Below are 13,085 nucleotides of genomic sequence, written 5' to 3'. Positions count from 1 at the left end.
CATGAGCCAGCAACGATTGCAGCGCGAACGCCTGCTGCACCATGCCGCCGATGTGCTGGAGGCTGCAGGACGCCTCGGCCGGGTGATGCTCACCACCAGCCAGGGTGGGGCCACCCATGAACGCATCGGTCCTGTCGACAGGGTCGAACGCTCCGGTTTCGCCGTGCGCCTGGCGGGAGCGGCCCACGATGCCGATATCGATACGGCGGCGCTCGGCGCCGTCATACTCGACCGCTCCGGCCGCATGAAGGACAAGGTGCTGCCGCGCCTCGACTTTCAAGGCAAGGATGGGGCCGTGCTGTTCAGCCTGGTCGGCCTCGACGGTCTGGAGCCTTTCGACGCCGGCGTCGCCGAACTGCGCGGCATGGCAACGGAGGCGGCAGAGCCCGTCGAAGCGATGGAGCGGGCTGATTTGGCCGAGGACGATCCAGGCTCGCTTCCCTTCGAGGTGGCTCGCTGTGCCGGCGTGCCCGTGACCATCGAACTGCGCCGTGACGGCCTCAGGCAGGCCTGGTCCGGCAATATCGAGGCGGTCAAGCCGGCCATGGGCTTCATCAATGTCATGCAGCCCGATTTCCACCTGCATCTGCGTGCCGGCGCGGTCGGGCGTTGGCGAATGCGGGCCGATAGGGCCGGGCCGGATGGAGTAGAGCTCCTGGCCGAGAATGTGCGAGGCGAATTGATTGGGCTGGCGGTGCGCGGTCCGGCCGCTGTCCTTGCACGTCGCGATTGAGCGAAAGGCGGATCATGCCTCGGATTTTCAGCCAGATCTGGCGGCTGCTGCGCTTGTGCGTCGCCGGCCCGGGTGGGCGCACGGGCCTTGCTTTGCTGACGGTGGTTCTCGGCCTCAATCTGGGCAGCGTCTATGTCAGCCTGCTGCTGATCGATTGGAATGCCCAGTTCTACGGCGCCCTCGAAAAGCGGGACGCGGCCGCGGCCGTCAACCAGATCGGCGTATTCGGCCTGCTGATCGCCGTCAATGCGGCGATGTATCTGGCGGCGGTCTATCTGCGCAAGAGCGTGCAGATCCGCTGGCGCCACGCGCTGACCGCGGCCGCGCTCGACCGCTGGCTTGGCGGCAGGACCCATGCAAGGCTGCGCCAGGCCGGTGCCACCCCCGACAATCCGGATCAGCGCATCGCCGAGGATTGCCGCCTCTTCGTCGACAAGTTCACCGAGGAGGGCTTGGAGGTCGTCACCAGCATCGTGGGGCTGGTGTCCTATGTGGCCCTGCTGTGGTCGCTGTCCTCCTTTCCGCTCGCCTTCACCCTGTTCGGCGTGGCGGTGGAGATCCCGCGCTACATGGTGTGGGCCGCTCCGGTCTATGTGCTGATCTCCAGCGGGCTCACCCATTGGCTCGGTCGTCCTCTGCTGGCGCTCAATGCGCAACAGCAGAGCCGTGAGGCCGATTTCCGCTTCGCGCTCGCACGCCTGCGCGAATCCTCCGACGCCGTGGCGCTGATGGCGGGCGAGGCCGCCGAAAGGCGCGTGCTGGACGCCCGCTTCGGCGCCATCATGCGCAATTGGCGGGCGCTGATGAACCGCGACCTCATCCTGGGCTGCTTCACCAGGCCCTATCACAGCACGGTGCTGCGCATCCCGATCTTCCTGGCCTTGCCCGCCTATCTTGCCGGGCAGGTCGCGCTGGGCGGGCTGATGAAGCTGGCTTCCGCCTTCCAGAACGTGGTCACCACCCTGTCCTGGTTCATCTTCTCCTATCGCAATCTGGCCGAACTCGCGGCAGCCATCCGCCGTCTCGACGGCTTTCTCGATGCCTTGGGACGGGTCACGGACGGCGAAGGCGTCCGGACCAGGACGAGCGGGCTCGATCACCTGTCCATCCAGGGCCTCGCCTTGTCCACGCCCGAGGGGCGCGCCCTCAACGTCCTGGCGGATATGAGATTGGAGAGGGGCGAGAATGCCTGGCTGGCCGGGGCGTCGGGCATCGGCAAGAGCACCCTGATCAAGGCGATGGCCGGCCTGTGGCCGCATGGCGAGGGAAGGGTGACCCTGCCGGCCGAACGGAGGATCGCCTTCCTGCCGCAGGCGGTCTATCTGCCTCTAGCGGATCTGCGGACCGTCCTGGCCTATCCGCAGGATCCCGGGATGCTGCCTCGGCAAGCCTATGCCGGGGCCCTCCAACTGGTCGGCCTCGAGCATCGACTGCCGGGTCTCGATGATGGCGAGCCGCCCCTCGGCCTTTCCGGCGGTGAACAGCAGCGCCTGGCTCTGGCACGGCTGATCCTGGCGCGGCCGGACTGGGCCGTGCTGGACGAGCCGACCAGCGCCCTCGACAGCGCCGCAGAGGCGCAATTGTTCGCGGCGCTGCGGGCGGCCCTGCCGCATACGAGCTTCGTCGTGGTGGCGCATCGCGAGCCGGCTGGCCTGGGGCCACTGCGGCGGATCGAGCTTGAGCCATACACATTGGAGGTCGTATCATAGATAGGCATGATTTTTGCTTAAAGCGTTTTGCGATTTGCTGGTATTGGCAAGAATTGCAAAACGCGTCGAAACTGAAGGTTGGAGCAAAAAATCGTTCAGCCATAAACGCGCTTTGCTCTTGGCGATCGGCGATGAGAGAGGGCGAAGCGCGCTGCTAGGACGCAGCATTTTGTCCTCAAACTGTCGCAATCGCGGAGAAATATGCTCCAGCTTCCAAAGTGCATCGAACGGTGAAGCGCATGCGTTTGAACAAAATTCTCTATTTTGGCGATTTTGTACTCTGTCCTGCTGCGGCCCTCGGCCTGCTTCTCTTGACTCTTCTGCAGCATGACGCCACCGCCGTGGGCATCTGGGCGATGGCTTTCGTGCTGGGCTGCATCGGCTGGACTTTCGTCGAATATGCCGTGCACCGCTGGATCTATCATGCGGTGCCGTTCTTCGACCGGATGCACGATGCCCATCATCAGGAGCCCAAGGGCATGATCGGCGCGCCGTCTTTCCTGAGTGTCGGCGTGATCTTCCTGGTGTTCTATTTGCCGCTCTATTTCGCCAACCATGCCTTTGCTGGCGGCTTTACCAGCGGCATCCTGCTCGGCTACGTCGCCTATATGCTGGTGCATCATGCATCGCATCACTGGTCGTCGAAGCCGGGCAGCCTGCTCTATCGCCTGCGCCTGCAGCACATGGTGCATCATTATCGCGGCGAGGAAGGCAATTACGGCGTGGTCACCTCGTTCTGGGACCACATCTTCTCCACCTATGTCGAACCACAGCGGCGACGGGCCTGATTCGGGGGCCTTCACGTCATGAAGGCGAAGCGGTTGGGATCGTCGGGCTCTTCGGCCAGCGCCTTGCAATAGTCGGTGATCACCCCAGGCGTATCGCCATCCGCCCTGAGGCGCCCGCGATCGATCCAGATCGTGCGCTCGCATAGATCCATCACCTGGTCGAGGTCGTGGGAGACGAACAGGATGGTGCCGCGCTGGCGGAAGGCGCGGATCAAGGTCCGGCAGCGTTCGCGGAAGGCATCGTCCCCCACGGCGAGGGCTTCGTCGACGATCAGCACGTCCCCATCGGCATGGGCGCAGATGGCGAAGGCGAGGCGCGCGCCCATGCCGCTGGAATAGAGCTTCACGGGCTGTTCGAAGAAATCGCCGAGGCCGCAGAGCTCCTGAATGGCGGCAAGCCTCGCGGTGACCTCAGCCCGCTTGAGGCCGAGAATGGCGCCGGACAAATAGCAGTTTTCGCGGCCTGTGAGTTCGTAGTCGAAGGCGGCGCCGAGGGCGAGCACAGGCGCGATGCGCCCCTTGACGGTGAGCGAGCCGACTGTGGGGGCGGTGATGCCACAGAGGATCTGAAGCAAGGTCGACTTGCCCGAGCCGTTGCGACCGACGATGCCGACCGCTGCGCCCTTGGGAATGGTGAAGCCGATCTCCTTTAGTGCCCAATACTCGTCGTAATAGCGCTTCTTGCCGCCGAGAAGCACCTGCTTCACCTGGTCGATCGGATGGCGATAGAATTGGTAGGCCTTGCCGAGGTCGCGGCATTCGATCGCGAGTTCTTGCGCGAGATCTTGGCTGGCCCTCTGTTCAGATGATGTCGACAAGGATCGTCTTCTTTCGCATGAACAGGGTCCGGCCGGCATAGAACACCGCGAACGAGGCGGCGAGGCAGACGAGATAGAGCAGGCCATCAGGCCAGGTGCCTCGCAGGATGGCGGCGCGCATCATCTCGATGATACCGGTCAGGGGATTGAGATAGAGCAGCCAGCGCCAGCCCTCCGGCACATTCGAGACTTCATAGAACACCGGGGTCGCGAACATCGCGACCGGAATGATCGAGATGATCAAATGGTTGAGGTCGCTGGTCAGGGCGCCGATGGTGGAGAGGATCCAGACGATGCCGAGCAGGCAGAGGCAGAGAGGCATCAGGATGAACGGCAGTGCCAGCCATGACCAGTGGATCGACTGGTTGATCAGGATCTGCCCGATCAGCAGCACGCCGAGGGCGATCAGCATATAGACGCCTCCGCGCGCCACCGCGATCCAGGCCAGGATCTGGGGCGGGAAGATCGAGCGGCGGATGATGTGCTTGTGCTCGGCCAGCAAGAGAGGGGCGCGATAGGCGATCTCGGCGAAGAAATTGAACACCACCAGGCCGACGAAGATCGAGAAGGCATAGCTGAAGCGCCCGCTGCCTTCCTGGGCGGCGCCGACCTTGAGCGCGCCGGAGAAGACCAGCGTGTAGATCGACAGCATCACCAGCGGCGCCAGCACGGCCCAGGCCCAGCCGAACACCGAGCCGCGAAAACGCACCTGCAATTCGCGGGTCAGGATGGCGCGAAAGAGTTCGCGCTGGCGCCAGATATCGGCAAAGGGCTGCAGCAAGGGCTGGGTCTCCATGATTGGAGCCATAACCAAAGCACAGAGGTGGAACAAGGGGGCAGCCCGACGGATGCCAGTGGCTGAGGCTGGCGTGTTCTTCTCACGCCCGTTGCCTTTCCCGCTCGAACTTGACAGAAGGACGGCATGCCGGTCACCGTCCGTCCCGTCTCCTCCAAGCGCGAGCTCAGGCAGTTCCTTGCTCTGCCGCGGCGGATCTATGCCTGTTACAGCGACTATGTCGCGCCGCTCGACCACGACCGCGCCCAGTTGCTGGATCCCGGCAAGAGCGCCTTCTGGACCCATGGGGAGGCGGCCTATTGGCTTGCTTATGATGGGGAGGGCAGGGCCGTCGGCCGCATCTCCGCCCAGATCGATCATCTCGCCACAGGCCCGCAGCATGAGGGCATTGGCTTCTTCGGCTGCCTCGACGCAGTGGACGACGAAAAGGTGGTGGTCGAACTGGTCCGGACTGCAGCTGCCCATCTCGCCGGCAAGGGCAGAAAGGTGATGCGCGGCCCCTTCACGCTGTCGATCAACGCCGAGTCCGGCCTGCTGATCGATGGCTTCACCGCGCCGGCCATGGTGCTGATGCCCTGGCATCCGCCCTATCTGCGCGCCCATCTGGAGGCGGCCGGCCTCACGCTGGTGAAGACACTGCATTCCTACGCCTTCGACCGCCGCCGCAGCGATCTTCCCGACAGGCTCGAAAAGCTCGGCATGGAGCGCCGCCGCAAGGGTTTCGATATCCGCGCCATGCGCATGAACAGGCTGGCCGAGGATGCCGAGCTCGGCCGCTGCCTGTTCAACGGTTCCTGGGCTGCCAATTGGGGCTTCGTGCCGGTTTCCGAAGCGGAGATGACGGCGATGATCAAGGCCTTCAAACCCCTTCTGAAGGCCGATTATGGCGTCTTCGTCGAACGGAAAGGGGAATTGTTGGGCTTTGCCCTGTTCCTGCCCAATGTCTTCGAGATCGCGGGCGATCTCGGGGGCTCGCCGTCCCCCGCCGGCTGGCTGAAACTGGCCTGGCGCGGTCTGACCCGGCGCTTCACCGGCGGCCGCGCCGTGCTGTTCGGCGTGGCGCCGCGGTTGGTCGGGTCGGTCTCCGGTGCCAGCGTCGCGCTGATCCTGGTGGATGAATTGATGCGCCGTGCTGCCATCACCGGTGTGCAAGATTTGGAATGCGGTTGGATTCTTGACGACAACTATGCCATGACGAGCGTAGTTGAATGGCTCGGGGCTCGGTCAACACGCCGTTTCGGTGTATTTGAGACATCGATTCAGTCCCATTACGCCTAAGGACGTGTCCAGGAAGAAGATGTCGACCGATACCCAAGATAACATCCTGTCCAATCCGCAGCGTGTCTATGACGAGGTCGTCAACCTGATCATATCCGAGGGCATGGTCGATCGCGAGAAGGTCACGCCCGACGCAACCTTCGAGACGCTCGGCCTCAAATCCATCGATATCGTGATGATCCTCACGGCGGTGGAAGAAAAATTCGACGTCTATATTCCGATGGATGGCTCGATCGCCGAAGCCAAGGATCTCAAATCCTTCATTGACGGCGTGCTGGCCCGTATCGCCAGTGAAAAGTCCTGATTTGAGCAGAAAGCGCGTCTACATCACCGGCATGGGAGCAGCGACGGCGGCGGGACTCGGGGTTCCGGCGCTGTGGCAGGCCGCGCGCGAGGGACAGAGTGCCATCGGGCCGCTCGAAGTGGCGCGGGAGCTGCGCCACAATATCCGCATCGCCGGCCAGTTGCGCGGTTTCGACCCGGCTGCCCATATCGAGCCCGACGTGCTGGCCTTTTGCGACCGCTTCACCCAGCTCGCCATCGTCGCCGGTGACGAAGCCTTGGTGCAGGCCGGCTTTGCCCGCGCCGACCGGCAGGGCGAGCGCACCGCCACCATCGTCGGCACCGGCGTTGGCGGCGGGGAAACCATCGAGATCGGCATTCACAACGCCTATGTCACTGGCCAGCGCCTCGATCCCTGGAGCGTGCCGCGCCTGATGCCCAATGGCGCCGCTTCGCAATTGAGCGCGCGCCATGGCGCGCGCGGCCCATCCTTTGCCGTCGCCAGCGCTTGCGCCTCCGGTACGCAGGCCATCGGCCTCGGCGCCCATTTCATCCGGGCCGGCATCGTCGACCGCGCCATTGTCGGCGGTGCCGAGGCCTGCATCACCGCCTCTGGCATGAAGGGCTGGGAAGCCCTGCGCGTGCTCTCGCCCAATGCCTGCCGTCCCTTCTCCAAGGACCGCAACGGCATGGTGCTCGGGGAGGGCGCCGCCATCTTCGTGCTGGAGAGCGAGGAGAGTGCCCGGGCCAGGGGTGCGGCACCGCTGGCCGAGCTCTGCGGCTATGGCACCTCCAGCGATGCCGGCGACATCGTGCGCCCGGACGCCAGCGGCGCGGCTTCCGCCATGCGCCAGGCCCTGCAGGATGCCGGGCTGGAACCGGAGGCGATCGACTATGTCAACGCTCACGGCACCGGCACGCTCGCCAATGACGCCACCGAGGCGGCTGCGCTCGCTGCGATCTTCGGCGAAAGACTACCCCACCTGCCCGTCTCCTCCACCAAGCCGGTGCATGGCCACGCCCTCGGTGCGGCCGGCGCCATCGAGCTCGCCATTACAGTGATGGCCCTGCGCGAAGGCGTGGCGCCGCCGACCCTCAACTGGACAACGCCCGATCCCCGATGCGATCTTGATTGTGTGCCGGGTCAGAAGAGGGCGGTGACGATGCGCCATGCCATGACGAATTCCTTCGCATTCGGCGGCATCAATGCGGCGCTGATCGTCGGGCAGGCATGAGCGCGCTGCCGCCTCTACGCATCGGCCCCATTGCGGCCCGGGTCGAGGCGGAGGCCGTGCGGTGCTACCGCAAGGCGACCGCCATCGATGGCATGATGAGCCAAGGATTGGCGGGCGACGGCGACGAGGTTCCCGCGACCTTCCCGGCGATCTGGCTGTGGCATCCGGCCGCCAAGGCCGCCTTTGATGATCTTGCCGGCGAAGAGCATCTCATTCCCGTGCTGATAGCCCAGCGCTTCAGCTATTATCGCGCCTTGCGGATCGGCCAGGAGATCCGTTTCGTGATTACGCGGCGGGCGGATGCCTCCGCGCCCGATGATGTGCAGATCGAAGCGCATATCGAAGGAGCGGATGGCGAGGTCATTGCCGATTTTGCCGCGACCTATCGGTTGTTCCAACCTGAGCAGGCGCAATGAGCAATTCGATCCCGCCTATCGTCATAGGCCCGATCGGCCCAAGCGAGGTCGAGGCGTTCGCCCGTGCCTCAGGCGACACCAATCCCCTGCATGTCAGCGCGGCCATCGCCCGCACCATCGGGCTTGAGGCCGCACCCGTGCATGGCATGCTGCTGGTCGCCTATCTGCACGAAGCGGTGCGGCGTTTCCTGCCTGAGGCCGTTATCACCGGCCTGTCGACCCGCTTCATGGCACCTGTGCCGGTCGGTGCTGAAGTCGAGATTTCCGGGCGGACGGTCAAGCGTCGCGAAGACGGAGAGCCGGCTGTGCTGCGTCTCTTCGTCAAGACAGGCGATGGCGTGGTCGCCTGCCTAGCGGAAGCGACTCTGTCGTGCGCGATGGAGGGTCGGCCATGAACCGCCAGACCGTGCTGATCACCGGCGCCAGCAGCGGTATCGGCAGGGCTCTGGCACTTGAATATGCCGCACCTGATCGCTGCCTTCTTCTCGTCGGCCGCGACGAGGCGAGGCTGGCTGATATCACTGAACTCTGCCGGACGCGCGGGGCCACGGTCGTCGCCATCAGCCTCGACGTCCGCGACCGCGAGGCACTCGCGGCCTGGATCACGACCCGGGATGGTGAAACGCCGATCGATCTCGCCATCGCCTGCGCCGGCATCGTCTCGGGCACCAGCGCGCAAAGGCCGCTCGACCCGGGCGAGGCGATGCGGGCCGTGCTCGCCGTCGATCTGATGGGGGCGGTCAACACCATCGAGCCGGCCCTTGAGGCCATGCGCCGCCGTCGCCGCGGCCATGTCGCTTTGGTCGGCTCGCTTGCCGGGCTGCGCGGCTTTCCCTCCTCGCCGGCCTATTCCATGGCCAAGGCCGCGGTTCATGCCTATGCCGAGGGCATCCGGCCGGCACTTCGACGGGAAGGCATCGCGGTCAGCCTGATCGCGCCGGGCTTCGTCACCACGCCGCTCAACGCCGAGCTGGTCGCGCCGCAGCCGCTCAAGGTCACCGCCGCGCGGGCAGCCCGGATCATCCGCAGCGGCCTCGATCGCCGCAAGCCGGTGATCGCTTTCCCCTTCATCCTCTATGCGGGATTGCGTCTGCTCACTTTGTTGCCCGCCCGTTTCGGCGACTGGTTGCTCGATCGCCCCGGCGTCGATGTGCCGTTGACGCGGGAGCGGGAGCGCGCGGGATCATGACGGTGCTTGCTGGCTTGGTCGGCTCCCTGGCCGGCCTGTGGTGGACCGCCCTCGTCTCCCTGCTGCTCGGCTCTACACTGCTCGCCTTGCTCCAGCCGGCACTCGCGGCACGCCGGGCCGTTGCCGGCGAACGCGGCCCCATCTCCGTGCTGGTGCCTCTCCGGCGCATCGAGGAAACGAGGAGCGAGGCGAACCGCAAGCTTCTCGACCTGGATTACCCCGGCCTCGAAGTCCTGTTCTCGGTGAGCTGCAGGCAGGCAGAAGTTGCCGCGTCCCACCCTCCCATGGAGGGGGAGGGTATGAAACGAGCACGCGCCTCGCTCCTCTTCACCACGCCCATCCCCGATGCCAATCCGAAGATCGCCAATCTCGTCGAATCGGTCGAAGCGGCTGTTCATGATCTCCTGTTGATCAAGGACGCCGCCACCATTCTGCCGCCGGGCGCTCTTGCCGCGATGACGGCGAGTCTGGCTTCGGGCGTCGGGCTGGTCTGCGCCGTGCCGGTGGCGCGAAGGCCCGCCAATTTCGCGGCCCTGCTGGAGGCCAGCCTCGTCAATACCTATGGCGGGAGGCTCCTGCTGGCGCTCTCTGCGCTCGGGGGCGGGGCCGGCATCGGCGCGGCCATGCTGCTGCGGCGCGGCGATCTTCAGGCCGCCGGCGGCCTCTCGGCGATCCTCGACGCGGTGGCCGACGACCATGCTCTGGCAAAGCTTCTGAAGGGCCGGGGCCTGCGTCCGGTCTTCGCCAGCGCCACTGTCGATCAGGACCTCGGCGCTCGTCAGCCTGGCGAGATCTGGCAGAGGCATCTGCGTTGGGCGATCTGCCGGCGCTTGGAAGAACCCTTGGCCTTCGCAGCCGAGCCCTTGACAGGCCTGCCTGCCGCCTGCCTCGCGGCGCTCGCCGTCGCCGCTTTCCTCGGCCTGCCCGCCATACCCTTGCTGGTGCTGTCTATCTTCCTCTGGCCCACAGCCGAATGTGCGCTCGCCTGGCGCAAGGGCTGGCCGCTCTCCCCGGCCATGCCGTTCGCCGTGCTCCTCAGGGAGGCGATCATGCCGGCGCTCTGGCTGAACGCGCTGCTGGCACGCCGCCTCGCCTGGGGCTCGGCCACGATCGCGCTGGCGGGGCGGCGCTGATGCTCCTGGTGATCGATGCCATCGGCCTGGCCGCCGGCCTTTTCCTTGTCGTCCTGCTCGGCCAGCATCTGCGCCTTGCCGGGCGCGCGCGCCGCTACCGGCCGCCCCCGATGCGATCGGACGGCGAGCCTCCGCATATCCTCCTGCAGATCCCGCTCTACAACGAGGCCGGCTCCGTCGAGGGAGCCTTGGCCTCGGCCCTGGCGCTGGACTGGCCGGCCGACCGGCTGACCATCCAGCTCCTCGATGATTCCACCGACGAGACGGCGGCCCTTGCCGCCGCCGCCATTGCCAGCCTGCCGCCGGGAGGCCCGGTGGTGCAGCAGGTCAGGCGGGTGAGCCGGGACGGCTTCAAGGCCGGCGCTCTCGCCGAAGGCATGCGGCGCTGCGATGCACCCTTGATTGCCATCCTCGATGCCGATTTCAGGGCGCCGCGCCAATGGCTGCGGCAGGCGGCAGCGGTGCTGGCGGCCGATGAGCGTGCCGCCTTCGTGCAGTTCCGCTTCGAATTTGGCAATCGCGACCAGAACTGGATGACCTCGGGTCAGCAATTTTCAGTCGATGCGCATTTCCTTGCCGAGCAGGCGGGACGGCAGGCAGGCGGCGACATGTTCCAGTTCAACGGCACCGGCGCGATCTGGCGCCGCGTCGCCATCGATGCGGCCGGCGGCTGGTCCGCCGACACGCTCGCCGAGGACCTGGACCTGACCTTGCGGACCTATGTCGCCGGCTGGCACGGCCAGCTCATGTTGGAGGCTCCGCTGACCTGCGAGGCGCCTGCCGACCTCGCCAGCTGGCGCGTGCAGCAGGAGCGTTGGTCGAGTGGCTTCATCCAGGTCGCGCGCAAGGGACTGCCGCTGGTCTGGCGCTCGGACTGGAACCTTGCCGCCAAGCTTGGCACCAGCCTGCTGCTCGGCCTGCAGCTTGGCCTGCCCTGTTTCGTGCTGGCGGCGGCCGCCTTTGTGCTTGACGGCCTGCTGCGCGGTTTTGGCGGCGGACATGCCCTTCTGGCGATGGCGGTCGCGATTTATGCCGTGACCAGCGCTGTTCTCATTACCTTGCCGCCATTTCTACGCTTGCGCCGAGGTGGTATCATCCGCTACGGGGCAACCCTGATCGCAATTCCGGTCCTGCTCGTCTTTCTGGCGATGGCCAATTCGGCAAGCGTGGTCGCCGCTCCCTTCGCGAGGCGGCATGATTTCGTGCGCACGCCCAAGCGCGGTGACCGGTGACAGGCGACAGGGACGGGCGGCGGGTCTTCGGACCCGCCTTGCCTGCCGGCAAGCGAGGCGTTTCCAGGCGGGTCTGAAGACCAGCCCCCAAATCACCCTCCACGGTTTGGAGGCGAGCAATGACGAGAGACGGAGTTTGACGGGTTTGTGGGAGAGTTTCTGGGCGATCGCCGGCTGGCTGGCGGTGATCTTGGCCGTGATATCGTTGCTCGGCTGGGCGGTCACCTTCGGCTCGACCCTGGCGACCTTCTATCTCGTCTTCAAGCATTGGCGCCTGCGCCGGACCGGCATCGAGGCTGAACGCCGACTGCTAGCGCATGGACTGCCCGCCGACGCCGACCTGCCGGATGTGGTGGTGCAGATCCCCACTTACAATGAAGGCGCCATGGTCGCCCGGGCGCTCGACGCCGCCATCGCGCTCGACTGGCCGCGCGAGCGCCTGCATATCCAGATCCTCGACGATTCCACCGATGGCTCCACCGTCTTCGCCAATGAAGAGGTGGCGAGGCGCCGGGCACTGGGGTTCGACGTGGTGCTTGTTCATCGCAAGGACCGCACCGAATACAAGGCCGGCGCGCTCGCCAATGCCATGACGCTGACGCCGCATGGCTTTTTCGCCATTCTCGACGTCGATTACGTGCCTGATCCCGATTTCCTGCGCAAGACCATGACCTGCCTGTTGGCGGATCCAAAGCTTGCCTTCATCCAGGCCCGCTTCGACTATATGAACCGGGACGCCAACCCGCTGACCCGCACCCAGGCAGTGCTGCTGGACGCGCATCTCGCCGTCGAGCAGGGTACGCGCTGCTGGGCCGGCCATCCCCTGCCGTTCAACGGTACCTGCGGCGTCTGGCGCCGCGAGGCCATCGAGGCGGCCGGCGGCTGGCGCGGCGGCACGCTGGCAGAGGATCTCGATTTGTCCTACCGGGCCTGGCGCATCGGCCGGCGCGGTTCCTTCCTGATGAGCGTACCGGTGCCCGGCGAGCTTCCCGAGACGATGAAGGCCTGGATGAGCCAGCAGCAGCGCTGGACCAAGGGCTTCGGCGAAGTGATGCTGCGCCTGCTCTGCCCGATCCTCGGCGACGGCTCGCTATCGTTGGGCGATCGTCTGAAGGCGGCGATGCATCTGGGGGTTTGGTGGTCGGGCCTCGCCTGGGCCGTGGCCTTGCCGGCCGGCATCGCCGCGATCGTGCTCGGAGTGCCGCTGCGCTGGGAATTGGCTGGCCTCCTGATCAGCCAGCTCCTGATCGGCTATGCCGCCCTCTTCGTGTTCCTGCGAGCCGGCAACCTGTCGCTGCGTCCGGGACAGACCAGCCTTTTCGACTTCCTGCGCGAATTTGCCCAGGTTTCCCGCGACCTCTTCCGCATCGGCGCCGTCATCGGCCCGGCCCAGCGCGAGGTGATCTTCAGGAAACGCAGCGAGTTCGTGCGCACGCCGAAATCCACCGCGGCGCCGAAGGTCGTTTGATGGCGTGC

Annotated in this window: 15 protein-coding genes; 12 read left to right on the top strand and 3 right to left on the bottom strand. The window is 65.8% G+C overall.

What is annotated here, in order from left to right:
- Nucleotide 1: 1 nt before the first annotated feature.
- Nucleotides 2-733: a ChuX/HutX family heme-like substrate-binding protein gene (locus ACR9ZN_RS20545; protein WP_434958295.1), complete on the top strand. Its 732-nt coding sequence runs from the start codon at nt 2-4 to the stop codon at nt 731-733.
- Between the two features lie 14 nt (nt 734-747).
- The gene (locus ACR9ZN_RS20540) at nt 748-2,442 is read left to right on the top strand and encodes an ABC transporter ATP-binding protein/permease (RefSeq protein ID WP_481273048.1); all 1,695 of its coding nucleotides are present in this window, start codon (nt 748-750) and stop codon (nt 2,440-2,442) included.
- Here the strand turns inward: ACR9ZN_RS20540 and ACR9ZN_RS20535 are convergent.
- Complete coding sequence (locus ACR9ZN_RS20535) at nt 2,437-2,610, bottom strand: hypothetical protein (RefSeq protein WP_481273047.1); 174 nt, start codon at nt 2,608-2,610, stop codon at nt 2,437-2,439. The two genes, ACR9ZN_RS20540 and ACR9ZN_RS20535, sit on opposite strands and share 6 nt — an antisense overlap.
- 71 nt (nt 2,611-2,681) lie before the next feature.
- Between ACR9ZN_RS20535 and ACR9ZN_RS20530 the strand changes: the two genes are divergently transcribed.
- A complete protein-coding gene (locus tag ACR9ZN_RS20530; protein ID WP_434958293.1) occupies nt 2,682-3,230 on the top strand; it encodes a sterol desaturase family protein in 549 nt (182 codons plus the stop codon).
- An 11-nt stretch (nt 3,231-3,241) separates the two neighbouring features.
- Here the strand turns inward: ACR9ZN_RS20530 and ACR9ZN_RS20525 are convergent, their stop codons facing one another.
- Nucleotides 3,242-4,048: an ABC transporter ATP-binding protein gene (locus ACR9ZN_RS20525; RefSeq protein ID WP_481273046.1), complete on the bottom strand. Its 807-nt coding sequence runs from the start codon at nt 4,046-4,048 to the stop codon at nt 3,242-3,244.
- On the bottom strand, nt 4,032-4,844 hold the full coding sequence (locus ACR9ZN_RS20520) for an ABC transporter permease (protein WP_454816208.1): 813 nt from the start codon (nt 4,842-4,844) through the stop codon (nt 4,032-4,034). Before ACR9ZN_RS20520 ends, ACR9ZN_RS20525 begins: the two co-directional genes overlap by 17 nt.
- A gap of 126 nt (nt 4,845-4,970) precedes the next feature.
- Between ACR9ZN_RS20520 and ACR9ZN_RS20515 the strand changes: the two genes are divergently transcribed.
- The 9 genes from ACR9ZN_RS20515 (at nt 4,971) to ACR9ZN_RS20475 (ending at nt 13,077) form a co-directional block, all read left to right on the top strand.
- Nucleotides 4,971-6,122, top strand: coding sequence for a hypothetical protein (locus tag ACR9ZN_RS20515; RefSeq protein ID WP_481273045.1), 1,152 nt, complete (start codon nt 4,971-4,973; stop codon nt 6,120-6,122).
- A 19-nt stretch (nt 6,123-6,141) separates the two neighbouring features.
- Nucleotides 6,142-6,426, top strand: coding sequence for an acyl carrier protein (locus ACR9ZN_RS20510; protein ID WP_434958289.1), 285 nt, complete (start codon nt 6,142-6,144; stop codon nt 6,424-6,426).
- A gap of 1 nt (nt 6,427) precedes the next feature.
- Complete coding sequence (locus ACR9ZN_RS20505) at nt 6,428-7,639, top strand: beta-ketoacyl-[acyl-carrier-protein] synthase family protein (protein ID WP_481273044.1); 1,212 nt, start codon at nt 6,428-6,430, stop codon at nt 7,637-7,639.
- On the top strand, nt 7,636-8,055 hold the full coding sequence (locus ACR9ZN_RS20500; RefSeq protein WP_454816202.1) for a hypothetical protein: 420 nt from the start codon (nt 7,636-7,638) through the stop codon (nt 8,053-8,055). Before ACR9ZN_RS20505 ends, ACR9ZN_RS20500 begins: the two co-directional genes overlap by 4 nt.
- Nucleotides 8,052-8,450 carry a MaoC family dehydratase gene (locus ACR9ZN_RS20495; protein ID WP_434958286.1) on the top strand — a complete coding sequence of 133 codons (399 nt, stop codon included), beginning with the start codon at nt 8,052-8,054 and terminating at the stop codon, nt 8,448-8,450. The genes ACR9ZN_RS20500 and ACR9ZN_RS20495 overlap by 4 nt, the downstream gene beginning before the upstream one ends.
- The gene (locus ACR9ZN_RS20490; RefSeq protein ID WP_481273043.1) at nt 8,447-9,244 is read left to right on the top strand and encodes an SDR family NAD(P)-dependent oxidoreductase; all 798 of its coding nucleotides are present in this window, start codon (nt 8,447-8,449) and stop codon (nt 9,242-9,244) included. Before ACR9ZN_RS20495 ends, ACR9ZN_RS20490 begins: the two co-directional genes overlap by 4 nt.
- On the top strand, nt 9,241-10,377 hold the full coding sequence (locus tag ACR9ZN_RS20485; RefSeq protein ID WP_481273042.1) for a glycosyltransferase: 1,137 nt from the start codon (nt 9,241-9,243) through the stop codon (nt 10,375-10,377). Before ACR9ZN_RS20490 ends, ACR9ZN_RS20485 begins: the two co-directional genes overlap by 4 nt.
- Entirely contained in the window at nt 10,377-11,609 is a 1,233-nt protein-coding gene (locus tag ACR9ZN_RS20480; RefSeq protein ID WP_454816196.1) for a glycosyltransferase family 2 protein, read from the top strand. The genes ACR9ZN_RS20485 and ACR9ZN_RS20480 overlap by 1 nt, the downstream gene beginning before the upstream one ends.
- Before the next feature lie 136 nt (nt 11,610-11,745).
- Nucleotides 11,746-13,077, top strand: a complete 1,332-nt coding sequence (locus ACR9ZN_RS20475) for a glycosyltransferase family 2 protein (protein ID WP_434958282.1) — start codon at nt 11,746-11,748, stop codon at nt 13,075-13,077.
- Nucleotides 13,078-13,085: the final 8 nt, after the last annotated feature.

This window comes from Labrys sp. HAY1-8F, assembly GCF_056754975.1.
The sequence above is the reverse complement of the archived record's forward strand: the minus strand, read 5'-3'. Positions and strand labels throughout refer to the sequence as shown.